This window comes from Bradyrhizobium sp. AUGA SZCCT0177 (assembly GCF_018130125.1).
GTDB lineage: Bacteria > Pseudomonadota > Alphaproteobacteria > Rhizobiales > Xanthobacteraceae > Bradyrhizobium.
The window spans coordinates 21,542-42,285 of the sequence record NZ_JAFCMA010000036.1; the positions used below are offsets into that span (position 1 = coordinate 21,542).

The following is a 20,744-nucleotide window of genomic DNA, read 5'->3' on the forward strand; positions in this document are numbered from 1 at the left end:
GATGGGTTTCGCTTGCGCTCTACCCATCCTACGATTCACCCCGTAATCCCCGCGGCGACCTGGCCGCGCAGCCGCTCCAGGCTGTGCAGGGTATTGGCGCAGGCTTCGGCGACTTCGATGCCCTTGATGACGAAATGCTTGCGGAAGAAATCGTGGTGCACGGCGCTTTCGTGGAATTGCTGCGGCGTCAGCACCGCCGAGAAGATCGGCACTTCGGTTTTCAGCTGCACGTCCATCAGCGCCTTGATCACGGTGTCGGCGACGAATTCGTGGCGGTAGATGCCGCCATCGACCACCAGCCCCGCCGCCACGATCGCGGTGTAACGCCGCGTCTTGGCGAGCAACTGCGCATGCAGGGGTATCTCGAACGAGCCCGGCACCTCGAACAGATCGACCTGCGCGCGCGAGATATGCCGCGCCTCGATCTCTTCGAGGAAGGCGATGCGGCATTCCTCGACCACGTCGCGGTGCCAGGACGCCTGCACGAAGGCGACCCGCTGCGGCTTGACGAAACGCGGATGCACGGGCGCCGGCGGGCGCTCGGGCGTGTCGGGAACCCTAATCTCGGATTCCACTGTTTGGGCTTCTTGGATTTGGGCTTCAGGCTCTTGCAACATCTGATTCATGGCTTTCCTCTTTCAGGACCAGAATCAGGGCACACGGAACGACGATTGACCCACGCAAACGCGCGGGCCGCCGCAACCGTTCTCTTTCATCCGGACTTTAACCGTCGGCTTCGGAATCACACCGAATCTGCTGACCCTTCTTCCCCGTGGAAGTCCGAGAAGAAGGCGCTCGCGGGCTTGGGCTACGTCACCCTTACCGCCGGTGGGGATTTTCACCCCGCCCTGAGAACATCGGCCGCCCGGAATGGACGACCTGTCGGCAAATATGACCAAAGGCCGCGGCATCGGCAAGCACCATCAGCACCGGGAATCTGCATGATCCCCATGACGGCGGGACAGGGCAGGCTCCGCTTCTCCCTCTCCCCGCGCTTTGCGGGGAGAGGGTTGGGGTGAGGGGCCCTTCCGCACGGTTGGTGCGAATTGAAAGACCTGTACCCCCTCACCCGGATCGCATCTTCGATGCGATCCGACCTCCCCCCGCAAGCGGGGCGAGGTAAGCAAGAGAACACCGACCACTCAAATTCAATCCTAAGCCGCCTTTTGCGCCGCCTTGATCAGGTCGAGGATCTCCTCAAGCCGCGCGGTGATGTCGCTAGTTTCCAACAGCTCTTGCCGCTGCTCGATGCTGACCGGCAGCAGCGGCGCCACGGTGTCGGCGAGCAGGCTGGGGTCGCCGATGTCGGGAAGGTGGAGACGCGCCTGAAGCTGCGGCGGCACGTGAGAGTAATCGACGTTGGCAAACATCCGGTAGGCATCGAGGACGAGGCGTGACAGCAGGACGGCCTTGTCGGTCTGGCCGTTGCTCTCTTCGATCGGCGCGATCTCGGCCGCCAGGAATTCGTCCGCGACCGCCTTGCCGACCGCGGCGCGTTCGAGGCCGGAGATCGCCAGCTTGAGCGTTCCGTCGGTCAGCACCACGCGATTGATCACGGCCGCGGTGACGCCGACCGGATAGAGCGCGTCCAGTTGCGGATCGTCGTCGGCCGAGCGCCGCTGCGTGACCACGAACACGCGGCGGTCCGTCGCCAGCGCGCGCTCGATGGCGCGCCGGGTTTTTTCGCGCCCGACGAAAATCGGCGCGACCATCTGTGGAAACACCACGAGGTCCCGCATCGGCACGATCGGGATGCCCGCGGTTATCGAATTTGTTGCCGCGGCCGGCATGAGCGGAGGCAGGCTCGACTCAATTCGCGCGGCGAGATGATTCCAGTCGGGCAGGCCCAACGTCCTGGCGACAAGTTCCAGGCTTTCGCTGTGGGTGAGAGAAACCGATTTGGCCTTGAGAGCCTCGCGCAACGAATGCGCCATAGCCTTGGCATCGCGAAAATCGCGCATGGGATACGTCCTCTGCATTGGCGAACAAGGTGTGTCAGGCGCTTGCGTTACTGACTCGTTCGCTGGGCAAAGGAGGCCTCGAACGGCTCGATACGTTCACCGTACCCTCGAAGGGGCGCAAGCAGCGGGTCGTATCCACCCTGTGGAAAAATATGCGCTTAGGCAGAAGCGGCTGTCAATTCAGGTTAAGAAAAAATTAACCATTGTGGCGGGCCGGTGCTCTTCCGGTGGCGGCCGACTCCAATCCACAGAATCCGATTCCGATTTGTTCTCAAATTAATAATTACGACCGCGAAGAGCTGTGGACGGCCCGCGCATTGGCTGTGGACGGACTCTGGGGTCGGTTGCGCAGATTCCGCAAATCACATCACTTGAGCCGGCAAGCCTCGGGACGATCAAGAACAAGGTCAGGAACGATCAGGGGATTGCAGTCGGCAGCGACGCACCACCTCCCGCGCCCGCCGGTCCCCGTTGTGCGTATCAACTCACGTGAAATGGCAAGGTCGAGACGGAATGTCGCTCCTCGAAGGCATTATCGATTCCCCGAACAACCCGCTCGCGGTTGTCGAGGACATCGCCACCGACAATAACTGGGCGTATGAGCGTTCCGGCGAAGACGAGGTGACCATCGTCTCCAAGGGCGACTGGACCGACTATCAGCTCTCCTTTACCTGGATGGCCGAGATCGAGGCGCTGCATCTGGCCTGCGCCTTCGACATGAAGATTCCACCCGCGCGCCGGCCCGAGGTGCAGCGGCTGATCGCTGCGATCAACGAGCAATTGTGGATCGGCCATTTCGACATCTGGACCCACACCGGCATGATCATGTACCGGCAGGCGCTGGTGTTGCCGAACGGGCTCACCGCCTCGACCGCGCAATGCGAAGCCATGCTGGTCGGCGCCATCCACGCCTGCGAACGCTATTACCCCGCGTTCCAGTTCGTGGTCTGGGCCGGCAAGACCGCCGCGGAAGCCATGAGCGCCGCGATGTTTGATACTGAGGGCGAGGCGTAGGCGCCTTAGCCCGAACCGCCTCCACATATTCGGTGTCGTCCCGGCCTTGAGCCGGGACCCAAACGCCGTGACGTCAATGGCTAAAGCAAACTGCTTGTGGCCTGTCCTTCGCTTCACTAGAACCGCTGGTGGTTATGGGTCCCGGCTCAAGGCCGGGACGACAGCGAATTCGTGGTGATCACCTTGAACACAACCAACGCACTCAAAAACGTCCACGGCACCATCGCGCTCGCGGGCGCCGGCAAGATGGGCGGCGCGATGCTGACCGGCTGGCTGGCGCAGGGGCTCGATCCCCAGCGCGTCGTGGTGATCGAGCCGCATCCCGCCAGCGAGATCAACGCGCTGGCGGCGCAAGGCATCCGCCTCAACCCGGCGCCAAAGGATGTCGGCGAGGTCGATACGCTGGTGGTGGCGGTGAAGCCGCAATCCTTTCGCGAAGCCGGTGCGGCGCTGAAGGCTTTCGTAGGATCGTCGACGCTGGTGGTCTCGATCATGGCGGGCACGACGATTGCCGTGCTTGAATCCATCGTCGGCGGCAGCGTGGTTCGCGCCATGCCGAATACGCCAGCCGCGATCGGCCGCGGCATCACGGTTGCGGTCGCCGCCAAGAAAGTCAGCGCCGCGCAGCGCGCGATCGCCGACGCGCTGCTGCGCGCGACGGGCTCGGTCGAATGGGTCGACAAGGAAGGCCTGATGGACGCGGTGACGGCGGTGTCCGGCTCGGGGCCGGCTTACGTGTTCCTGCTCGCCGAAGAACTCGCGCGCGCCGGTGTCGCCGCTGGCCTGCCGGAGGAACTGGCGACCAAGCTCGCCCGCGAAACCGTCGCCGGCTCCGGCGAGCTGCTGCACCGCTCGGACCTGTCGTCGGCGACCTTGCGCCAGAACGTCACCTCGCCCGGCGGCACCACCGCGGCAGCGCTCGAAGTGCTGATGGGTTCTGACGGAATGCAGAAGCTAATGACGCGCGCGGTGGCCGCGGCGACGCAGCGCTCGAAGGACCTGGCGAAGTAGTCTTTACTGTCATTGGCGGGCACAGCCGTCTGAAGGACGGCGTCGCTTCCGCTCGCCTATGCCCGGCAATCCATCGTCTTCGATTAGACTCTTCCGAAGAGGGATGGATGCGCGGGTCAAGCCCGCGCATGACAAGCGAGCGCTCTACTTCACACCCAACCGCTTATTAAACATCTCGACATTGACGAGGCCGCGGGCGTGGCGGCCGTCGCCGATCTTGCGCTCGCCCTCAAAGGCCTCGACCTCGAAGCGGATCACGCGGCGTTCCACCGCGACCACTTTCGCCGTGGTCCGCACCAATGAGCCGACCAGCGAAGCGCCGATATGGCGGATATCGACTTCGGTGCCAACAGTGATCCAGCCCGGCTGAAGATGGCCCCGGACGGCGTCACCCGATGCCATCTCCATTTCCAGGATCATCATCGGCGTCGCATAGACCATCGGCATATCGGGCACGAAATGCCCGACCGTGCGCTCCGGCGGCACCACCAGGGTGCGCTCGGCGCTCATGCCGATCTTTATGATTTCGCGTGCGTCCATGGATCGTTTCCACAAAACCGGTGTCGTCCCGGCCTTGAGCCGGGACCCATAACCACAAATGTCAATTGTAGCAGCTAGCTGGAGCTCCAGCTTTGCCTACAATCAATGCCGGTGGTTATGGGTCCCTGCGTTCGCAGGGACGACGGATGAAACTACTTCTTCGCCGCGGCCGCGCGTTCGACGAACGTCTTGCCGCCCTTCATCTTGTGGGCCAGCGGCGCCTCGTTGATCTGGATCACGACCGCGTCGGCGTCGACGCCAAGGTTCTTGACCAGCGCCTGCGTGATGTCGCGCATCATGCCGGCCTTCTGCTCGTCGGTGCGGCCGGCGGCCATGCTCACGGTAATCTCGGGCATTATTATACTCCCATTGTTCTTGTTTCACTCGCCGTCATCGCCGGGCATAGCCGTCTGAAGGACGGCGTCGCTTCCGCTCGCCTATGCCCGGCAATCCATCCCTTTTCAAGGAAGATGGATACGCGGGTCAAGCCCGCGTATGACAAACCTAGTTCCACTTCACGTCATGGCGCGCCAAAACTTCGCGCACGGCATCGACGAGCTTGCTTGCATCGACCTCGTATTGGGCCTCGGACTGCTTCTTCAGATATTCCTCGCGGTCCTTGATCTCGGTCAGGCCCGCCCCGAGGATGAGATCCTTGAGTTGAACCTTGCCGTTCGCCCGCTCGTCCGAGCCCTGGATGATCGCGCAGGGCGCGTTGCGGCGGTCGGCATATTTCATCTGCTGGCCGAGGCTGTGCTTCGGGTTTCCAAGATATAGTTCCGCGCGGATACCAGCGTTGCGCAGCGTCGCGACCATTTTCTGGTAATCGGCGATTTCGCCGCCGAACACGGTGACGACAACAGGCCCGACAGCGGGCTTGGTATCGACCTTGCCGATCAGTGTCAGCGCCGCCTGCAGCCGAGACACGCCGATGGAGAAGCCGGTTGCAGGAACGGGTTCGCCGCGGAAGCGCGAGACCAGCCCATCGTAACGTCCGCCGCCGCCGACCGAGCCGAAACGCACGGGACGGCCCTTTTCGTCTTTGGTCTCCAGCAGCAGCTCAACTTCGTAGACTGCACCGGTGTAATATTCGAGACCGCGGACGACGGAAGGATCGATACGGATGCGATCCGATGCGTAACCGGATGCTGTGACCAGTTTGGCAATCTCCTCCAACTCGCTGACGCCGGCCTGACCCACGTCGCTCTTGGCGAGATAAACATCGGCGGCGGCAATTGCCTCTTTCCAGTCGTCGCGTTTTTGCGTGACGGCCAAAACGATGTCGGCATCCGCGGCGCTTAGGCCGGCTCCGTTTGTGAAGTCGCCCTTGCCTTCTTCGCCTCCATCCCATCGTCCGGGACCGAGCAACTTGCGAACTTCGTCGGCGGAAAATTTGTCGAGCTTGTCGATAGCGCGCAGCACCGTGAGCCGGCATCCGGCATTCTCCTCGCCGCCGAGACCGATCGCTTCGAGCGCCCCGTCGAGCACCTTGCGGTTGTTGACCTTCACCACATAGCTGCCGCGGGGAATGCCGAGCGCTTCCATGGTGTCTGCCGCCATCATGCACATCTCGGCATCGGCGGCCGGCGTCGGCGCGCCGACGGTGTCGGCGTCGAACTGCATGAATTGGCGGAAGCGCCCCGGACCCGGCTTCTCGTTACGGAACACCCACCCGAAACGATAGGAACGATAGGGCTTCGGCAACGAGTCAAAATTCTCCGCGACATAGCGCGCCAGCGGCGCGGTCAAATCGTAGCGCAGGCTGATCCACTGCTCGTCGTCGTCCTGGAACGAGAACACGCCCTCGTTCGGCCGGTCCTGGTCGGGCAGGAATTTGCCGAGCGCGTCGGTGTATTCCATCGCCGGGGTTTCCACCGGCTCAAAGCCGTAGCGCTCATAGACTTCGCGGATTTTCTCGACCATCTGCCGCGTCGCCGAGATCGCGGCGGGACCGCGATCCTCCAGCCCGCGCGGCAGGCGCGCCTTCAGCTTCTGGGGTTTCTTGGATTTGTCGGCCATGGGCGGCGTTGCAACTTGTGTGGGGTGGGCAAAGCCGCTTGGCGCCGCGCTCACCGGGAAAAACAGGGTGGGCTCGTTTCGCTCGGCCCATCCCACGCACTTAGCCCACCGGGCCGGTTTTGACCAGAACGTCCTGCCCGGCGTCTAAGGGGTTTCCATCCTGGCGCGTAGCGCGTCGGCGTCGGCCTTCGACATCTTCTTCAGCATCGGCCGGATGGTCTCGCCGCCGACGATCTTGCCGTTCCGCAAGAACATCCAATCCGAGATGTCGGCCTCCCTGAACTCAGCCAGGTCGCCGGCCCGCTTACCCAGCAAATGGCGCGGCGCATTGGCGAACCTGCCCGAATAGCGGCCGTTTCCAATCTTCTTCACCTCGGCCATCCAGATGTGTTCGCCGCTGTTGTTCGGATATGGAAAACGCGCCTTGAGAGAGTGACCGGTCTCCGACGGTTTGGGCGCGTCGTAGGAGGCCCAGAATTTCGGCAGCATGGAACGCGCCTGCGCGATCGCGGCATTGATCTCCGGGTCGCCGTTGCGAAAGTCGATCACGGGGGAGCGGTCTTCGGCCCTGACACTCGTTGTGGGGGAGCCGAGAAGCGCAAGTGCCGCCGCGAAGGCGGCCGCCACGACGCATTTCGAGCATGTTGAGAGGGTTGAGGTCATTTTCACCATTCCACGAACCGCTATCCGCAAATCCGGGAGTTGGTCGCGCAAAGCCGCGAAACAGTTCATGGCCGGGCAGAGGCAAAGGGCAGCGCTTTGAAAGTTGCTCCGACGTTCCCCGGATGCTGCGCAGCGCGCCGCAGGCGTGGTGCGCTGCTGATCCGGGGTCCATCTATGTCTACGCATGGGTCCCGGCTCTGCGGCGCAGCGTTACACGCTGCACCGCGTCCGGGACACGGAAAGCGCCCTACGCCGCCACCGCCTTACCCTTGGGCTGCACTTCGGCCGTAAAGTCCGCCATCAGCTGTTCCGAAATCTTGCCGGGCGTGAACTTCCACTCGGCGATGTCAGCCACCGGGGTGATTTCGGCGGCGGTGCCGGTGATGAAGCACTCGGTGAAAACAGAGAGTTCGTCCGGCATGATGCGGCGTTCGATCACTTCGATGCCGCGACGCTGCGCGAGATCGATCGCGGTGGCGCGGGTGATGCCGGCGAGGAAGCAGTCGGCGATCGGCGTGTGGATCTTGCCATCGGCGATGAAGAAGATGTTGGCGCCGGTGCATTCGGCGACCCGCCCCTGCCAGTCCAGCATCATGGCGTCGGCATAGCCGGCACGCTCCGCTCTGTGCTTTGAGATGGTGCAGATCATGTAGAGACCGGAGGCCTTGGCCATCGCCGGAATCGTCATCGGATCGGGGCGCCTGTATTCGGCAAGGCACATGCGGATGCCCTTCATCTTGGTGGCCGGATCGAAATAGCTCGGCCAATCCCAGGCGGCGATCGCCAGATGAATGGTGTTTGATGACGCCGACACGCCCATCATCTCCGAACCGCGCCAGGCGATCGGGCGGAGATAGGCGTCAGGCAGATTGTTGCTGTCGATCACGAGCTGCTTGGCGGCATCGATCTCGGCGACCGAATACGGAATCTCGAAATCCAGGATGTTGGCCGAGCTCTTCAGGCGCTCGGAATGTTCCGTGCTCTTGAACACCCTGCCGCCATAGGCGCGCTCGCCCTCGAACACGCAACTCGCGTAATGCAGCCCGTGGGTCAGCACATGGACGTTGGCGTCAGCCCACGGCACGAGCTTGCCATCGTACCAGATGACACCATCGATTTTGTCGAAGGAAATTCCCATGGCCTCTCTCCCAGTTTGACCGCGCACGCGCGCGCGACTCCGCGAGGCGCGCGCGGCCCCGTGCTCAGGTCGAAAAAACGTTGCTTGTCTCAGAGGCGGCGGATTCCGCCGCCGGTTACAGGACCTTTCGGATCCACTCGTGCGGGTCTTCCGCACGGCCGTACTGGATGTCGACCAGCTTCTTGCGCATCCCCATCGCGACGGGGCCGGCAGCGCCGCCGCTGATGAGGAAATCGCCGCTCGCCGAACATACCTTGCCGATCGGCGAGATCACCGCCGCGGTGCCGCAGGCAAAGGCTTCTTTCAGCTTTCCGCTGGCGGCGTCGCTGCGCCACTGGTCGATCGTGTAGAGCTCCTCACGCACGCGCGCGCCGGAATCCTTTGCCAGCGCAATGATCGAATCGCGGGTAATGCCGGGCAGGATGGTGCCGAGCGGCGGCGTCAGCAGCGAGCCGTCGTCAAACACGAAGAACACGTTCATGCCGCCCAGTTCCTCGATGTAGCGGCGCTCGACCGCATCGAGGAAAACCACCTGATCGCAGCCGCGATCGATCGCCTCGGCCTGCGCCCGCAGGCTGGCGGCGTAATTGCCGCCGCATTTGACGGCGCCGGTGCCGCCGATCGCGGCGCGCGTGTAGTTCTCCGACACCCAGATCGACACCGGCGCAGGTCCACCCTTGAAATAGGAGCCGACCGGCGAGGCGATGACGGCGAAGATGTACTCGGAAGAAGGCTTGACGCCGAGAAAGGTCTCGCTCGCGATCATGAAGGGCCGCAAATAGAGGCTGCCCTCGCCGCCTGGTATCCAGGCGCTGTCGATGCGCACGAGCTGCTCGACCGCTTCGATGAAGACGTCCTCAGGGATCGGCGCCATCGCCATGCGCTCGGCCGAATTCCTGAAGCGCCTCGCATTGGCGTCAGGGCGGAACAGGTTCACGCCGTTGTCGCGCTTGTAAGCCTTGAGGCCCTCGAAAATCTCCTGCGCGTAGTGCAGGACAGCGGCGGCCGGATCGAGCGGAAAATTGGCGCGGGATTCGACCCGCGCGTCATGCCAGCCCTTGGCCTGATTGTAGCGGACGATCGCCATGTGGTCGGTGAAGACCCGGCCGAAGCCGGGGTCCACGAGCTTTGCCGCGCGCTCCTTTTCGGACGTCGGATTGGTCGCAGGCTGGATGTCGAATTTCAAACTCATGGTCTTGCTTCCCGCCCTTGCTTCCTGCTGTCGGAACCGGTGCGTTTCCTGGCGCAGGCCTGTTTCGTCAAGCCTGCTTGCTTGATTGGTCCGGACTTCACCACCACCGGCCTTGCCGCTGGTTTCCATCGCTGGCAAGTCCCTTGAGGACACGCTTTTGCGGAGTGCCGAAGTCCAGTATGTTTGCGCAAATGCCGCTCGACAATCGCACGGTAGTCCAATTCGCGGCCGTTGCCGCCATCGCTGGCCTACTCCGGTCGTTCCTAACGTTGCCAAGGCCGAAACGACTTAAAGTTTCGTCGTGGCTGGCAGTTTTGTAACATTGAACCCAAGATATGTCAACATGACTGACATAAATTTCTCAAGGCCTGCCGGCGACCCCGATTCGAAGGGGCCTGACGGCGTGTCCCCGCCCCCGCGCGCCGGCGAATTGCGCTGGGATATCATCGAGCTTCTGTTCTTCGCCTATCGCGACTTCGTCGGCGACGCCGACCATGAGCTCGAGGCGTTCGGGTTCGGCCGCGCCCATCACCGGGTGATGCATTTCGTCCACCGCTACCCCGGTCTCAAGGTCGCCGACCTCCTGGACGTATTGCGCATCACCAAGCAGTCGCTGGGCCGGGTGCTCAAGCAATTGCTGGACGAAGGCTATATCGTGCAGAAGACCGGCAATAACGACCGCAGGCAGCGCCTTCTTTACGCCACCCCGAAGGGCGAGGCCCTGGTGGCGAAGCTCGCCGGGCTGCAGACCGATCGCATCAACCGCGCCATGCAGGATATCGATCCCGCCGGCCAGGAAACGGTGCGGCAGTTTCTGCGCGCGATGATCGATCGCGACGACCCGGACAAGGTGCTGGAGACGATCTTCGGCAGCGGAAAGAAGCCAAGGGAGTGACTGTGGCCCAAGGAACCCCGAACGGAATTCCAAACGCAACTGCCAACCCTACCATTGCCGCAGCCTCCGCGCGGACGCCGCGGCAAATGGCCGACGACGCCCCGCATCTGCTGCTGGTCGATGACGACCGCCGTATCCGCGACTTGCTGTCGCGCTTCCTGTCCGGCGAGGGCTATCGCGTCACGACCGCGGCGAGCGCCACCGACGCCCGCGCCAAGCTGCTCGGCCTGCATTTCGATCTCCTGATCCTCGACGTCATGATGCCCGGCGAAACCGGCTTCGATCTCGCCCGCTTCATCCGCACCTCCTCCTCGGTGCCGATCATCATGCTGACGGCGCGCCATGAGGCGGAAGCCCGCATCGAAGGCCTGCAGATCGGCGCCGACGATTATGTGGCCAAGCCGTTCGAGCCGCGCGAACTGGTCTTGCGGATCGGCAACATCCTGAAGCGCACCGCAACGCCGGCAGTGGAAGCGCTGGAGCAGATCGCATTCGGGCCCTACGTCTATCATCTCGAACGCGGCGAGCTGCGCGAGGGCGACGAGATCATCCACCTGACGGACCGCGAACGCGAAATGCTGCGCATCCTCAGCCTGAGCCCCGGCGAAACCGTGCCGCGCGCGGCGCTGACCGGCGGCGGCACCGTCAACGAGCGCGCCGTCGACGTGCAGATCAACCGGCTGCGCCGCAAGATCGAAAAAGATCCGGCCAATCCGTTGTTCCTGCAGGCGGTGCGCGGCATCGGCTATCGCCTGGTGGCGTCGCCGTGAGCCAAACGAACCAAGCGCGATGAGCACGCTCGACACCGGCCTCACGCTGATCCGCACCGCCGCAGGCCGGGTCTCCAAGGTCAATGGCTGGATGGGCAACGCGTTCAAGGGCTGGATGCCGACCGGCCTCTACGCCCGCGCGCTTTTGATCATGATCGTGCCGATGGTGGTGCTGCAGACCGTGGTCGCGTTCGTGTTCATGGAGCGGCACTGGAACACGGTGACGCGGCGCCTGTCGGCTGCCGTGGTGCAAGATATCGCCAGCCTGATCGACGTCTACAAGGGTTATCCGCAGGACAAGGAACGCGCGCAGCTGCGCCGTATCGGGCAACGGCTGCAATTGGTGGTCGATTTTCTCCCCGTCGGCGACATGCCGCCGCCCGGGCCGAAACCGTTCTTCTCGCTGCTCGACCAGACGCTCTCGGTTCAGATCGGCCGCCAGATCGGCCGGCCGTTCTGGATCGATACCGTGGGCAAATCCAACCTCGTTGAAATCCGTATTCAGCTCGACGACGCGGTGATGCGCATCTTCGCGCAAAGAAGTGCGGCCTATGCCTCCAATTCTGAGATCTTCATCTTCTGGATGCTGGGAACGTCCTCGATCCTGTTGATCGTCGCGGTGCTGTTCCTGCGCAACCAGATCAGGCCGATCCTGCGGCTCGCCGACGCCGCCGAAAGTTTCGGCAAGGGCCGCGAGGCGCCGAACTTCCGTCCCCGCGGCGCGCGGGAAGTGCGGCGCGCGGCGCAGGCGTTCCTGGAGATGAAGGCGCGCATCGAGCGCTCGATCGAGCAACGCACCGCGATGCTTGCCGGCGTCAGCCACGATCTGCGCACCATCCTGACCCGCTTCAAGCTCGAACTCGCGCTGATCGGCGACAGCCCCGAGGTCGACGGCATGCGCAAGGACGTCGACGAGATGTCCGGCATGCTCGAGGCCTATCTCGCCTTTGCCCGCGGCGACAGCGGCGAGGTCGCGCAGCCGACCGACATGTCGATGGCGCTGGAGGAATTGCGCGGCGATGCCGAGCGCCACGGCCATACCGCCACGGTGGCGTTCCACGGCCTGCCGGTGGTGACCGTCAAACCGGCCTCGTTCAAGCGCTGCCTTGCCAACCTCGTCTCCAACGCCGCGCGGCACGCCAATACGATTTCGATCACCGGCCATCGCGACCACCGCTATCTGACGGTCACGATCGACGACGACGGACCGGGCATTCCGGCCAACATGCGCGAGGAAGTGTTCAAGCCGTTCCTGCGGCTCGACGACGCCCGCAACCAGGACGAAGGCGGCACCGGCCTCGGCCTTGCGATCGCCCGCGACATCGCCCGCTCGCATGGCGGCGACATCACGCTCGGCGACAGTCCGATGGGTGGCTTGCGCGCGGCGGTCAGGGTGCCGGTGTAGGAAAGAAAGAACGTTGTCGTCCCTGCGAACGAACGCAGGGACCCATAACCACCAGCGGATGTTGGTTTTATCGGCTGATCGTCATCTTCCTTTTTCGACAATATCGGCCGCGGAGTATGGGTCCCCCGATGCGCAATTGCGCATCTGAGCGTTCGCAGGGACGACAATTCACCGCGACAGAACTCTGCGGCATCGTCACTCTGCGGCCTCCTTACTTCGGCAGCTGCTTCGGCAGCAGGCCCTTCAGCTTTTCCATGTCCTTGAGATTTATCTTCATGCCGCCGGGCATGATGATGTCGCCGGGCTTTTGATCGGCCTTGCAGGCGCCGAGCCACTTCGCCTCGATCGTGGTCGTGGAATCGCGCGGCACGCCGGCCGGAGCGCCCGTGGTGTTCGAGGTCGACTTCACGGTGTAGGCGGAGCTGAAATCGCCAGTGATCTCGGCACGCGATTTGACCGACATGCCGCCGGAGCCGCAGACGGAATCGGTGACGTAGCCGGTCGCGGTCTTCTGGGTATCGTTTTTCGAGCAGACGTCCTTGGCCATCGGCGAGAACGAGGTGCTCATATCCTTGTCGGTGGTCGCGTCGGTGCACTGCTGCATCGTCATCTCGGGCACCGGCGAGCCGGTCTGCACCACCTTCATTTCCCACAGGCCGGCCTTGCGCACCGGCAGCTCGACGGCGCTGGCATGGCTCGCAGGCCACACCGCGAGCAGGCCAAGCGCCAAACAAAATGAATGAAGCTGTCGCGCCATGCTCGCGCCCCCTGGTGGTTCAGGCGTTCAGGTCCGGCTCAGTAGAGCGTGCGCAGCGGCCGGGCGTGAGTCCCATAGGGCACCCAGCGGCAGGCGAAGGAGACGTATCCGCCCTCATAGGGCTGCACTGCCAGGAATTTCACCACCTTGCCGTAACCGGCGCAGTGATCGACCGCGAGCTGGCGTGCATCCGCCTGTCTCGCCAGCGAATAGGCGACAATGCCGCCGGTATCATTGCCCTTGAACGGCGGCACCCAGTCGGCCTGTGCCGGCGCAGCCGACAGCAACCCGCACATCGCAACCAGGCACGCGGCCCCAATTCTTTGCATCGCAGACTCCATTCGCTGGGGCCACCATAGAGTGCGCCGGCGGCCGTGAAAAGAATGGGTTACGGCCGGACCTCGACTTGCCTGCAAGGTGTTGCCGCGCTGCACTTGACCTCGTCCGGGCTTCACGGCACGGTCCTAAGGGTTGGATGACCAGCGGAATTCCCATGCGCACCCTCTTCACATCGTTGAAAACCCTCGGCCTGGCCGCGTCGCTCGCTGTCCTGGCATTCGGCCAGTCGGCGCAGGCCGCCAATCCGCTGGAATTGAATTTCTGGCTGTCCGGTCCCCGGTATGACGGGCGCGTTGCGCCGTGCGAATCGGCGCTGCCGACCATCATTTCGCAGTTCCGCGAGAAGGAAAGCACCTTCTGGAATTCGCCCCTGACCATCACCTCCTATGGCCGGATCCACGAAACCACGTTCCGGCCCTGGCAATCCGACAACATTCCGCGCCGCTATTGCACCGGCGACGTGATGCTGAGCGACGGCAAGGTGCGCAACGTGCACTATTCGATCGTCGAGGATGGCGGCTTTGCCGGCTTCGGCCAGGGTGTCGAATGGTGCGTCACCGGGCTGGACCGTAACTGGGCCTATAACCCCGGCTGCAAGGCTGCGCGGCCTTAAGCTTAGCCTAAGCTCCCTGCCTGGGTTTTTCGATCGCGGTGGCCGGCGCCACCCGATTCGCGCTAACGCCATTTTTGTTCTTGAAATGTTCCGGCTCCCTGCTAGGCTAGGGTAATTGAGTACGTCATGCTTTGCGAGTAAGGGAGCGTTTGATGTTTCCATCAGTCATTGTTTCGCGGCTGCTGATTTCGCTGGCACTTGTCTTGGTCACCGCGGGCCACGCCGCCGCGCAGGACCGCCGGCAGAACGCCCCTGGCGAGTTCGATTTCTACGTGCTGGCCCTGTCGTGGTCGCCCTCCTTCTGCGAGGCGGCCTCCGAACGCGGCAATAGCGGCCGTTCTGCGCAGATCCAGTGCGAGCGCCCGTTTTCCTTCGTGGTCCACGGCCTGTGGCCGCAATATGAGCGCGGCTTTCCCGAATATTGCCAGCGGCCGTCGCCCCGTCTCGACCGCAACGTCATGTCGTCGATGCTGGACCTGATGCCGGCGCCCGGGCTGATCTTCAACGAGTGGGACAAGCATGGCACCTGTTCCGGCCTTGGCGCGCGTGCCTATTTCGAGAACATCCGCAAAGCCCGCGCCGCGGTGAAGATCCCCGAGGAATTCCTGCAATTGTCGGAATCGAAGACGATCGCCCCCGAGGCGCTCGAGGCAGCCTTTATCAAGGTCAATCCCGGCCTGAGCAGCTCGGCGATTTCGGTCGTCTGCAGCAGCCGGCGCCTCAGCGAAGTTAGGGTCTGCATGAGCAAGGACCTGCAATTCCGCTCCTGCGAAGAAATCGACCGCCGCGCCTGCCGCCGCGACGAGGTCGTGATGCCGCCGGTGCGGGGGAGTTAAAACCTCCCTCGCCGTCATGCCCGGGCAGAAGCGCGAAGCGCGTCTTCGCGCTAGATGACCCGGGCATCCACGTCTTCCTTCGTCTGGTGTTCAAAGACGTGGATGGCCGGGAGCGCAGACAAGTTTACGTAGTCTGCGCAGCAGACTTACTATGCCCGGCCATGACGAGTAGAAGACGTAGACGTCTTCTCCAACGGCTCTTGAATTTCTCATCATGAACTACCGACACGCCTTTCATGCCGGCGGCTTTGCCGATGTCATCAAGCACATCGTGCTGGTGCGGATGCTGACCTATCTGCAGGAAAAACCTGCAGCCTTTCGCGTCATCGACACCCATGCCGGCGCCGGGCGCTACGATCTGTCCGGTGATGAGGCCCGCCGCAGCGGCGAATGGCTGACCGGCATCGCGCGGGTGATGCAGGCGCGGTTCTCGGAAAATGCGTTGCCGCTGGTGGCGCCCTATCTCGACATCGTCAGGGCCTTCAACGCGCAAGCCGAGCTGAAAGCCTATCCCGGATCGCCCTTGATCGCGCGCGCGCTGCTGCGGCCGCAGGACCGCCTCACGGCATGCGAGATCGAGCCGAAAGCCCACAAGCAATTGATCGATGCGCTGCGCCGCGACACCCAGGCCCGGGTGGTCGATCTCGACGGCTGGACGGCGTTGCCGGCCTTCGTGCCGCCGAACGAGCGGCGCGGCCTGGTGCTGATCGACCCTTCGTTCGAGCAAAAGGACGAGTTCGAAAAGCTCGCCGACGGCTTTGCGGAGGCCTATGCGAAGTGGCCGACCGGCAGCTATCTGCTGTGGTATCCGGTCAAAAGCCGGCGCATCACCGACGGCCTGGCGCGGCATGTCGCCGCTGTGGCTGAGACCGGCAAGCCGGCCGGGAAATGTCTGCGGCTCGAATTCAGCGTCGCACCGCAGCAGGCCGGCGGTCCCCTCACCTCAACCGGGCTTCTGATCGTCAACCCGCCGTGGACGCTGGCGGGCGAGCTGAAGACCATTTTACCCGAACTGGAAAAACCGCTCGGCCAGGGCGGCGCCGGCCGGTTCAGGCTTGAGACGCCCAAACCTTGAAGGCTCCTTGAATGCAAGCCTTGAATGCAAACCTTTGGGGGTAAGCCTTCAAGGCAGTGCATCGGGCTGAAAAGTGCGATTGAGCCATAGTCAATTTGCGCGGAACCGTATTATGCTCGGCCGTTATGACTGGCTTTACGTTCCGCTTCCGCGAATGGTTGCGGCGGAGTGATCAAGGCCTAAAAAAATCCAGACTGATCGGTGCGTGACCCGATCGGTTCAGGTGGCCAAGCTTCCGGCAGCGAATGTCCGGTCGGCCGATACGCGAATTGCGCGTAGCGGCGGAGCAATACGGGGAGGAGTTTTCCCGATGGCCATGACTGGTACAGTCAAGTTCTTCAATGGAGAACGTGGCTACGGCTTCATCAAGCCCGATGACGGCGGTCGCGACGTGTTCGTTCACATCACTGCCGTCGAGCGGGCCGGATTGAAGGATTTGACTGAAGGACAGCGCATTACATTCGAGGTCGAACCGGACAAGAAGGGCAAAGGCCCCAAGGCGGTCAACCTGGTGATTTCATCGTAAGCTGACGCGTGAGCTGAAGCTTGGCGGTGAAAGCGGACTGAAGTTTTGCCTGCACCAAATCCCGCTGAGCGCGAGGCGCGCCTCAGAACGTGGAGGCGTGCATGATGTGGCCGGCACGCGCCGGTGCCGTACGTTCGCTCTCGGGGAAGAAGCGCGCCGCGATCCTGTCAGGGCCGACATCATCGACATGCCGAAAGCCGGTCGCGCTCATGCGGGCGCAAAGCGATGCGGTATCGAAATAGCTCTGAAGGCTTTCGCCAACCGCGGCCACCCGCTCGGCAAGCGCTTGATGCGCGGCGCGGCCGGCCGGTGCGACCGAGCTTGCGGGATTGACATAGTCGAACACCACTTCAGCACCGCCTTCGAGCTGCGCGATATAGCCGAGCGTCGAGAACACCGCCGTCTCGGTCAGATAAGGCACCACGCCGAGCCAGCTGAAGAAGCTGCGTTTGGCGGCGACAAAGCCTGCGGCGTCCAGCGCTTCGGCCAATGTCTGCCGTTCGAAATCTATCGCGACATAGGTCAGCGTGTCCGGCACGGCGATCGTCGCGGCGGCCAGCATGTCGCGCTTGCGTACTTGCGTGGCGGGAAAATCGACCTCGAAAATTCGCAGGCCACCCGCGAGCGGCGTCCGGTAGGCGAGCGTATCGAGCCCTGCGCCGAGCACCACGAGCTGCGTCGCTCCATTATTCACCGCTTCCGTCAGCGCTTCTTCCGAGATGCGCGAGCGCGCGGCGATGAACCAGCGCAAGCGTGGCCCGGACGTGTGGGCCCGGGCATGGTCGAGCGAGACCTGGATATCGTCGCCGAGAATGCGTAACGCCAGCGGATCCCAAAGGATCGATGCGTTATCCAGCACCTGATGCGCCGCGCGCAAACGGGCGGCGCCCAACGCGGTCAGACTTGGCTGCCCCGGCTGCATCGACGAATTCTAGGCGTGCCGCCGCGCACTGTCCACGAGACAAAAAAATCCCGGCGGCTTGGCGCCGCCGGGAGGCTGCAACAGATGGTTTCTTTGCGTTTTCTTGATCTCAGAAGCGATAATTCACGCCGGCGCGGATCAGCCCGAAGCTGTAGCCGTTCGATGCTCCGGTGATGACAAAATTGGTGTTGGAGAGGTCGACATAGAGATATTCGACCTTGGCGCTCCAGTTCGGCGCAAAGCCCATTTCAGCGCCAACGCCGGCGGTCCAGCCCGCCGTGGTGTGGGATTCCGACAGGCCGAACGTGGTGGCGCGCAGTTCGCCGAATGCAAGACCGCCGGTGCCGTAGAACATCACGTTGTTGAACGCGTAGCCGACCCGGCCGCGCAGCGTGCCGAACCAGGGGTTGGAGAACTTCCACGGCGCGAAGGTGTCGGCCGCGCCGGTCGCGTTGATATCGCCCTCGAGGCCGAACACCCACGGCCCGTTCTGAAAGTTGTAGCCGGCCTGCACGCCGCCTGCGAAGCCCGACGGCTTGGTCGGGTTGTTATCGACCGAGCCCCAGGCATAGCCGAGATTGCCGCCGAGATAGGGACCGGCCCAGCTATAGGCGTTGAGCGGCTGATTGACGGTATAGGGCGCGCGCGATCCGTAATTCATATCGGCCGCCTGCGCCGACATCGTCCAGGCTGCGGCGACCACCGCCAGCGCCCGCAAAACAAAGCTGCCCATCACTCAACTCCACCACGCAACAGCCGCACCCTTCCGGCCGAGGCCGGCTTGGTTACGGAATTCCACTTGTTTCCTGTAAGATTTATCGAGAGTTTTAAGTTAAAGGGTTGTTAAGCCCTCTTACCGCCCGATCATCAGTCTTAAGAATGTGTTACCCGGCGTGGCCTCGGTCGCCGCCGGCACGCTGGCGATGCCGGCCAGCAGCGCTTAATTTAGGCCCATGGATCACGATTCTACCGACCATCCGAAAGCCCCGGGCAAGCCACGGCGGGGTTCCCAGCCGGATTTGCTCCCAAAGGACCTTGCAAAGGACCCTGCGCAGGAGCTTGGCTCCGCCGATCTCGATCCGGCGACGTCTGCGGCCGAGGACGAGGAAGAGGCCCGCCTGCCGGAACCCGCGGAGGAAACCGCCGAGGACGCCACGGAGGCCTTGGCCGAAGGCCCGCTCGCGGTTGGCCATGCCGCGATCGAAAACGCCGTGCGTCTGGCGCCGACCTCGCCCGGTGTCTACCGCATGCTCAACACCGGCAACGACGTGCTTTACGTCGGCAAGGCGAAGAACGTCCGCAAGCGGCTTGCCTCCTACGCCCGCGTCAACGCGCCGCTGCCGGCGCGGATCCTGCGCATGATTGCGGCCACCGTTGCGGTCGAGATCATCTCGACCACGACGGAGACCGAGGCGCTGCTGCTCGAGGCCAATCTGATCAAGCAGCTGCGGCCGCGCTTCAACGTGCAACTGCGCGACGACAAGTCATTTCCCTATATCCTGATCACCGGCGACCACTGGGCGCCGCAGATCCTCAAACATCGCGGCGCGCAGTCGCGGCCCGGACGGTATTTCGGTCCGTTCGCCAACGCCGGCGCCGTCAACCGCACCATCACGGCGCTGCAGCGCGCGTTTTTGATCCGCTCCTGCACCGACGGCTTCTTCGAGAGCCGCACCCGGCCCTGCCTGCTCTATCAAATCCGCCGCTGCTCCGGCCCCTGCACCCGCGAGATCGATTTCCCCGGCTATACCGAGCTGGTGCGCGAGGCCAGCGACTTCCTGTCCGGCCGCAGCCATCTGGTCAAAAAAGAACTGGCCGGCGAGATGGAGAAGGCGTCCGCCGAACTCGAATTCGAGACTGCGGCGCTCTACCGCGACCGCCTCGCCGCACTCTCGGCGATCCAGTCGCAGCAGGGCATCAACCCGCGCACCGTGGAAGAAGCCGACGTGTTCGCCATCCACCAGGAGGGCGGCTATTCCTGCGTCGAGGTGTTCTTCTTCCGCACCGGCCAGAACTGGGGCAACCGCGCCTATTTCCCGCGCGCCGAGAAATCCTTCACGCCGGAAGAAGTGCTGGCCTCGTTCCTGGCGCAATTCTACGACGACAAGCCGCCGCCGAAACTGATCCTGCTGTCGCATGAGATCGAGGAAAGCGCGCTGCTCGCGGATGCCCTCGCCGTCAAGGCCGGCTTCAAGGTCGAAGTCTCGACGCCGAAGCGCGGCGAGAAAAAGGAATTGATCGCGCATGCGCTGACCAACGCCCGCGAGGCGCTCGGCCGCAAGCTCAGCGATACCGCGACCCAAGGCCGCCTGCTGGAGGGCATGGTCACTACGCTCGGGCTGCCGCATGCGCCCAAGCGCATCGAGGTCTACGACAACAGCCACATCCAGGGCACCAACGCGGTCGGCGCGATGATCGTGGCGGGACCCGACGGATTCATCAAGAACCAGTACCGCAAGTTCAACATCAAGTCGGAAGGCCTGACGCCCGGCGACGATTACGCGATGATGCGCGAGGTGCTGGAGCGACGCTTCAAGCGGCTGTTGAAACCGCCGGAAGACGATACCGCCAAAGCGAAAGCCGAGATCAAGGCCGACGACGATTCGTTTCCGCAATGGCCGGATCTGGTCATTATTGACGGCGGCCGCGGCCAGCTCAACGCGGCAAGGCAGATCTTCGAGACCCTGGGACTGACGCAAGTCACGCTGCTGGCCGTGGCCAAGGGGCCGGACCGCGACGCCGGCCGGGAAACGCTGTTCATGCCGGACCGCGAGGCGATCAAGCTCGAACCGCGCGACCCCGTGCTGTATTTCATCCAGCGGCTGCGCGACGAGGCGCATCGTTTCGTGATCGGATCGCACCGCAAACTGCGCAAAAAGGACATCCGCGAAGCGGGTTTGCAGGAGATTCCGGGCATCGGCCCGTCACGCAAACGTGCCTTGCTGCATCACTTTGGAACGCTGAAGGAAATCGAGCGGGCCTCGATCGCCGACCTTGGCAAGGTTCCAGGGGTCAGCGCCGAAAGCGCCCGCAAGATTTTCGAGTTTTTCCATGCGCAACCGGGTTAA

The 20,744-nt window shown here is 63.3% G+C and carries 22 protein-coding genes and 1 riboswitch; of the genes, 10 read left to right on the forward strand and 12 right to left on the reverse strand.

Annotated features, from left to right (window positions below; translation table 11 throughout):
* Nucleotides 1-35: 35 nt before the first annotated feature.
* Both JQ597_RS31375 and JQ597_RS31380 read right to left on the reverse strand, forming a co-directional pair.
* Nucleotides 36-626: a 6,7-dimethyl-8-ribityllumazine synthase gene (locus JQ597_RS31375; RefSeq protein WP_212269315.1), complete on the reverse strand. Its 591-nt coding sequence runs from the start codon at nucleotides 624-626 to the stop codon at nucleotides 36-38.
* A 74-nt stretch (nucleotides 627-700) separates the two neighbouring features.
* Nucleotides 701-860: riboswitch (FMN riboswitch) on the reverse strand.
* Between the two features lie 294 nt (nucleotides 861-1,154).
* Entirely contained in the window at nucleotides 1,155-1,961 is an 807-nt protein-coding gene (locus tag JQ597_RS31380) for an LON peptidase substrate-binding domain-containing protein (protein ID WP_212269316.1), read from the reverse strand.
* Nucleotides 1,962-2,474: 513 nt separating this feature from the next.
* On the opposite strand from JQ597_RS31380, the gene JQ597_RS31385 reads away from it, so the two are divergent.
* Both JQ597_RS31385 and proC read left to right on the forward strand, forming a co-directional pair.
* On the forward strand, nucleotides 2,475-2,975 hold the full coding sequence (locus JQ597_RS31385; protein WP_212269317.1) for a type III secretion system chaperone family protein: 501 nt from the start codon (nucleotides 2,475-2,477) through the stop codon (nucleotides 2,973-2,975).
* Nucleotides 2,976-3,221: 246 nt separating this feature from the next.
* Complete coding sequence (gene proC / locus JQ597_RS31390; protein ID WP_249148359.1) at nucleotides 3,222-3,986, forward strand: pyrroline-5-carboxylate reductase; 765 nt, start codon at nucleotides 3,222-3,224, stop codon at nucleotides 3,984-3,986.
* Between the two features lie 144 nt (nucleotides 3,987-4,130).
* Here the strand turns inward: proC and JQ597_RS31395 are convergent, their stop codons facing one another.
* The 6 genes from JQ597_RS31395 to JQ597_RS31420 all read right to left on the reverse strand — a co-directional run bounded on the left by JQ597_RS31395 (nucleotide 4,131) and on the right by JQ597_RS31420 (nucleotide 9,538).
* Nucleotides 4,131-4,526, reverse strand: a complete 396-nt coding sequence (locus JQ597_RS31395; RefSeq protein WP_212269319.1) for a thioesterase family protein — start codon at nucleotides 4,524-4,526, stop codon at nucleotides 4,131-4,133.
* Between the two features lie 152 nt (nucleotides 4,527-4,678).
* Nucleotides 4,679-4,882 (reverse strand): tautomerase family protein, encoded by a 204-nt coding sequence (locus tag JQ597_RS31400; protein ID WP_025590867.1) that lies wholly within the window; start codon nucleotides 4,880-4,882, stop codon nucleotides 4,679-4,681.
* 148 nt (nucleotides 4,883-5,030) lie between these two features.
* Nucleotides 5,031-6,545: a histidine--tRNA ligase gene (gene hisS / locus JQ597_RS31405; RefSeq protein ID WP_212269320.1), complete on the reverse strand. Its 1,515-nt coding sequence runs from the start codon at nucleotides 6,543-6,545 to the stop codon at nucleotides 5,031-5,033.
* A 144-nt stretch (nucleotides 6,546-6,689) separates the two neighbouring features.
* Nucleotides 6,690-7,208 (reverse strand): YegJ family protein, encoded by a 519-nt coding sequence (locus tag JQ597_RS31410; protein WP_212269321.1) that lies wholly within the window; start codon nucleotides 7,206-7,208, stop codon nucleotides 6,690-6,692.
* Between the two features lie 247 nt (nucleotides 7,209-7,455).
* Nucleotides 7,456-8,346 carry a branched-chain amino acid aminotransferase gene (locus JQ597_RS31415; RefSeq protein WP_212269322.1) on the reverse strand — a complete coding sequence of 297 codons (891 nt, stop codon included), beginning with the start codon at nucleotides 8,344-8,346 and terminating at the stop codon, nucleotides 7,456-7,458.
* A gap of 115 nt (nucleotides 8,347-8,461) precedes the next feature.
* Complete coding sequence (locus JQ597_RS31420) at nucleotides 8,462-9,538, reverse strand: branched-chain amino acid aminotransferase (protein ID WP_212269323.1); 1,077 nt, start codon at nucleotides 9,536-9,538, stop codon at nucleotides 8,462-8,464.
* 343 nt (nucleotides 9,539-9,881) lie between these two features.
* Here JQ597_RS31420 and JQ597_RS31425 point away from each other — a divergent pair, with 343 nt between their 5' ends.
* From JQ597_RS31425 to JQ597_RS31435, 3 genes are all read left to right on the forward strand, one after another.
* Nucleotides 9,882-10,433: a MarR family winged helix-turn-helix transcriptional regulator gene (locus JQ597_RS31425; protein WP_212269324.1), complete on the forward strand. Its 552-nt coding sequence runs from the start codon at nucleotides 9,882-9,884 to the stop codon at nucleotides 10,431-10,433.
* 86 nt (nucleotides 10,434-10,519) lie between these two features.
* Entirely contained in the window at nucleotides 10,520-11,203 is a 684-nt protein-coding gene (locus JQ597_RS31430) for a response regulator (protein WP_192737696.1), read from the forward strand.
* Nucleotides 11,204-11,222: 19 nt separating this feature from the next.
* Nucleotides 11,223-12,608 (forward strand): ATP-binding protein, encoded by a 1,386-nt coding sequence (locus JQ597_RS31435; RefSeq protein ID WP_212269325.1) that lies wholly within the window; start codon nucleotides 11,223-11,225, stop codon nucleotides 12,606-12,608.
* Between the two features lie 211 nt (nucleotides 12,609-12,819).
* Here the strand turns inward: JQ597_RS31435 and JQ597_RS31440 are convergent, their stop codons facing one another.
* A complete protein-coding gene (locus JQ597_RS31440) occupies nucleotides 12,820-13,365 on the reverse strand; it encodes a DUF3617 domain-containing protein (protein WP_212269326.1) in 546 nt (181 codons plus the stop codon).
* A gap of 38 nt (nucleotides 13,366-13,403) precedes the next feature.
* Nucleotides 13,404-13,694, reverse strand: coding sequence for a hypothetical protein (locus JQ597_RS31445; protein ID WP_212269327.1), 291 nt, complete (start codon nucleotides 13,692-13,694; stop codon nucleotides 13,404-13,406).
* A 164-nt stretch (nucleotides 13,695-13,858) separates the two neighbouring features.
* Between JQ597_RS31445 and JQ597_RS31450 the strand changes: the two genes are divergently transcribed.
* The 4 genes from JQ597_RS31450 to JQ597_RS31465 all read left to right on the forward strand — a co-directional run bounded on the left by JQ597_RS31450 (nucleotide 13,859) and on the right by JQ597_RS31465 (nucleotide 16,754).
* Nucleotides 13,859-14,317, forward strand: coding sequence for a hypothetical protein (locus tag JQ597_RS31450; protein ID WP_212269328.1), 459 nt, complete (start codon nucleotides 13,859-13,861; stop codon nucleotides 14,315-14,317).
* 152 nt (nucleotides 14,318-14,469) lie between these two features.
* Nucleotides 14,470-15,153, forward strand: a complete 684-nt coding sequence (locus JQ597_RS31455; protein ID WP_212269329.1) for a ribonuclease T2 family protein — start codon at nucleotides 14,470-14,472, stop codon at nucleotides 15,151-15,153.
* A 214-nt stretch (nucleotides 15,154-15,367) separates the two neighbouring features.
* Nucleotides 15,368-16,228, forward strand: coding sequence for a 23S rRNA (adenine(2030)-N(6))-methyltransferase RlmJ (locus JQ597_RS31460; protein WP_192738822.1), 861 nt, complete (start codon nucleotides 15,368-15,370; stop codon nucleotides 16,226-16,228).
* Nucleotides 16,229-16,538: 310 nt separating this feature from the next.
* Nucleotides 16,539-16,754 (forward strand): cold-shock protein, encoded by a 216-nt coding sequence (locus JQ597_RS31465; RefSeq protein ID WP_028350729.1) that lies wholly within the window; start codon nucleotides 16,539-16,541, stop codon nucleotides 16,752-16,754.
* A gap of 82 nt (nucleotides 16,755-16,836) precedes the next feature.
* On the opposite strand, the gene JQ597_RS31470 is transcribed toward JQ597_RS31465, so the two are convergent.
* Together JQ597_RS31470 and JQ597_RS31475 are read right to left on the reverse strand one after the other, a co-directional pair.
* On the reverse strand, nucleotides 16,837-17,676 hold the full coding sequence (locus JQ597_RS31470; RefSeq protein WP_212269330.1) for a class I SAM-dependent methyltransferase: 840 nt from the start codon (nucleotides 17,674-17,676) through the stop codon (nucleotides 16,837-16,839).
* 109 nt (nucleotides 17,677-17,785) lie between these two features.
* The gene (locus tag JQ597_RS31475; protein WP_212034229.1) at nucleotides 17,786-18,409 is read right to left on the reverse strand and encodes an outer membrane protein; all 624 of its coding nucleotides are present in this window, start codon (nucleotides 18,407-18,409) and stop codon (nucleotides 17,786-17,788) included.
* 220 nt (nucleotides 18,410-18,629) lie between these two features.
* On the opposite strand from JQ597_RS31475, the gene uvrC reads away from it, so the two are divergent.
* Nucleotides 18,630-20,744, forward strand: a complete 2,115-nt coding sequence (gene uvrC / locus JQ597_RS31480; RefSeq protein ID WP_212269331.1) for an excinuclease ABC subunit UvrC — start codon at nucleotides 18,630-18,632, stop codon at nucleotides 20,742-20,744.

What these genes read in the sequence shown, in the direction of transcription:
- JQ597_RS31375 (WP_212269315.1), bottom strand. Translation starts at nt 626, where the DNA reads ATGAATCAGATGTTGCAAGAGCCTGAAGCCCAAATCCAAGAAGCCCAA.
- JQ597_RS31380 (WP_212269316.1), bottom strand. Translation starts at nt 1,961, where the DNA reads ATGCGCGATTTTCGCGATGCCAAGGCTATGGCGCATTCGTTGCGCGAG.
- JQ597_RS31385 (WP_212269317.1), top strand. Translation starts at nt 2,475, where the DNA reads ATGTCGCTCCTCGAAGGCATTATCGATTCCCCGAACAACCCGCTCGCG.
- proC (WP_249148359.1), top strand. Translation starts at nt 3,222, where the DNA reads ATGGGCGGCGCGATGCTGACCGGCTGGCTGGCGCAGGGGCTCGATCCC.
- JQ597_RS31395 (WP_212269319.1), bottom strand. Translation starts at nt 4,526, where the DNA reads ATGGACGCACGCGAAATCATAAAGATCGGCATGAGCGCCGAGCGCACC.
- JQ597_RS31400 (WP_025590867.1), bottom strand. Translation starts at nt 4,882, where the DNA reads ATGCCCGAGATTACCGTGAGCATGGCCGCCGGCCGCACCGACGAGCAG.
- hisS (WP_212269320.1), bottom strand. Translation starts at nt 6,545, where the DNA reads ATGGCCGACAAATCCAAGAAACCCCAGAAGCTGAAGGCGCGCCTGCCG.
- JQ597_RS31410 (WP_212269321.1), bottom strand. Translation starts at nt 7,208, where the DNA reads ATGACCTCAACCCTCTCAACATGCTCGAAATGCGTCGTGGCGGCCGCC.
- JQ597_RS31415 (WP_212269322.1), bottom strand. Translation starts at nt 8,346, where the DNA reads ATGGGAATTTCCTTCGACAAAATCGATGGTGTCATCTGGTACGATGGC.
- JQ597_RS31420 (WP_212269323.1), bottom strand. Translation starts at nt 9,538, where the DNA reads ATGAGTTTGAAATTCGACATCCAGCCTGCGACCAATCCGACGTCCGAA.
- JQ597_RS31425 (WP_212269324.1), top strand. Translation starts at nt 9,882, where the DNA reads ATGACTGACATAAATTTCTCAAGGCCTGCCGGCGACCCCGATTCGAAG.
- JQ597_RS31430 (WP_192737696.1), top strand. Translation starts at nt 10,520, where the DNA reads ATGGCCGACGACGCCCCGCATCTGCTGCTGGTCGATGACGACCGCCGT.
- JQ597_RS31435 (WP_212269325.1), top strand. Translation starts at nt 11,223, where the DNA reads ATGAGCACGCTCGACACCGGCCTCACGCTGATCCGCACCGCCGCAGGC.
- JQ597_RS31440 (WP_212269326.1), bottom strand. Translation starts at nt 13,365, where the DNA reads ATGGCGCGACAGCTTCATTCATTTTGTTTGGCGCTTGGCCTGCTCGCG.
- JQ597_RS31445 (WP_212269327.1), bottom strand. Translation starts at nt 13,694, where the DNA reads ATGCAAAGAATTGGGGCCGCGTGCCTGGTTGCGATGTGCGGGTTGCTG.
- JQ597_RS31450 (WP_212269328.1), top strand. Translation starts at nt 13,859, where the DNA reads ATGCGCACCCTCTTCACATCGTTGAAAACCCTCGGCCTGGCCGCGTCG.
- JQ597_RS31455 (WP_212269329.1), top strand. Translation starts at nt 14,470, where the DNA reads ATGTTTCCATCAGTCATTGTTTCGCGGCTGCTGATTTCGCTGGCACTT.
- JQ597_RS31460 (WP_192738822.1), top strand. Translation starts at nt 15,368, where the DNA reads ATGAACTACCGACACGCCTTTCATGCCGGCGGCTTTGCCGATGTCATC.
- JQ597_RS31465 (WP_028350729.1), top strand. Translation starts at nt 16,539, where the DNA reads ATGGCCATGACTGGTACAGTCAAGTTCTTCAATGGAGAACGTGGCTAC.
- JQ597_RS31470 (WP_212269330.1), bottom strand. Translation starts at nt 17,676, where the DNA reads ATGCAGCCGGGGCAGCCAAGTCTGACCGCGTTGGGCGCCGCCCGTTTG.
- JQ597_RS31475 (WP_212034229.1), bottom strand. Translation starts at nt 18,409, where the DNA reads ATGGGCAGCTTTGTTTTGCGGGCGCTGGCGGTGGTCGCCGCAGCCTGG.
- uvrC (WP_212269331.1), top strand. Translation starts at nt 18,630, where the DNA reads ATGGATCACGATTCTACCGACCATCCGAAAGCCCCGGGCAAGCCACGG.